The sequence below is a fragment of the Psychrobacter sp. D2 genome (assembly GCF_013608135.1).
GTDB lineage: Bacteria > Pseudomonadota > Gammaproteobacteria > Pseudomonadales > Moraxellaceae > Psychrobacter > Psychrobacter cryohalolentis.
On the sequence record NZ_JACDXZ010000017.1, the window covers coordinates 1 to 1,597 of the forward strand.

A 1,597-nucleotide genomic window follows, 5' to 3' on the forward strand; every position below is an offset into this window, starting at 1 on the left:
CTAAAGTCAACGAAGGCTTTGGTTTAAGAGCTGCCGATGGTAACACTGTCATGAAACCATTAGGAGAACAAGTCGAGGTAATTGGCTCTAATAGCAATATCACAACTACAGCTGCTAATGGTAAAGTTGAAATTGCCCTAAATAACAACCTAGATTTAGACACTAATGGCAGTGTCAGAATGGGAAGTGGTGGTTTGTTTGGACTAGGGTCTGTAACTACAGTTAATCGTAATGGCATGAGAACAGGCAATATCCTGCGTAATACAGTAGTTACTGATTCGGGTGTGAGTGTTAATGGTATATTTGGCAACAGTGCTTTGGCCACTGATGGTCTAACCATTAGTAATGGTCCAAGCGTCCTTAGATCTGGTATCGATGCAGGCAATAAAAAAATCACTAATGTGAAAGCGGGTTCACAGCCATTAGACGCAGTTAACGTCAGTCAGCTTAGCCGTTCTGCTGCAGGATCTAGAACAGAGGTGGAAGCTGGTACTAATGTTGCTGTCACGAACATTCCAGGTGCTAATGGTCAGAACGTTTACAAGATCAATGCAGATGGAACTACTGTTTCTGGATCTACCGCGGTAACGGTCACCGCTGGCTCTAAAAATGCGACAACCAATCTCACAGACTACGCAGTTGATCTAAGCCAAGTTACTAAAGACAGCTTAGTGAAAGCGGACAACTCAGTACAGTATGATAATGCCGGTCAGACCAGCGTGACGTTAGGTGGAACAGGATCAACAACGCCTGTCACACTGACCAATGTGAAAGCTGGTAGTCTCAGTTCAGACAGTACAGATGCGGTCAATGGCAGTCAGTTGCATGCGACTAATACTAAAGTCAACGAAGGCTTTGGTTTAAGAGCTGCCGATGGTAACACTGTCATGAAACCATTAGGAGAACAAGTCGAGGTAATTGGCTCTAATAGCAATATCACAACTACAGCTGCTAATGGTAAAGTTGAAATTGCCCTAAATAACAACCTAGATTTAGACACTAATGGCAGTGTCAGAATGGGAAGTGGTGGTTTGTTTGGACTAGGGTCTGTAACTACAGTTAATCGTAATGGCATGAGAACAGGCAATATCCTGCGTAATACAGTAGTTACTGATTCGGGTGTGAGTGTTAATGGTATATTTGGCAACAGTGCTTTGGCCACTGATGGTCTAACCATTAGTAATGGTCCAAGCGTCCTTAGATCTGGTATCGATGCAGGCAATAAAAAAATCACTAATGTGAAAGCGGGTTCACAGCCATTAGACGCAGTTAACGTCAGTCAGCTTAGCCGTTCTGCTGCAGGATCTAGAACAGAGGTGGAAGCTGGTACTAATGTTGCTGTCACGAACATTCCAGGTGCTAATGGTCAGAACGTTTACAAGATCAATGCAGATGGAACTACTGTTTCTGGATCTACCGCGGTAACGGTCACCGCTGGCTCTAAAAATGCGACAACCAATCTCACAGACTACGCAGTTGATCTAAGCCAAGTTACTAAAGACAGCTTAGTGAAAGCGGACAACTCAGTACAGTATGATAATGCCGGTCAGACCAGCGTGACGTTAGGTGGAACAGGATCAACAACGCCTGTCACACT

General features: G+C 44.2%; 1 pseudogene. It reads left to right on the top strand.

Going from position 1 to position 1,597, the window contains the following annotated elements:
• Nucleotides 1-1,597: pseudogene (locus H0262_RS13060) on the top strand (hypothetical protein); the annotation flags it as partial.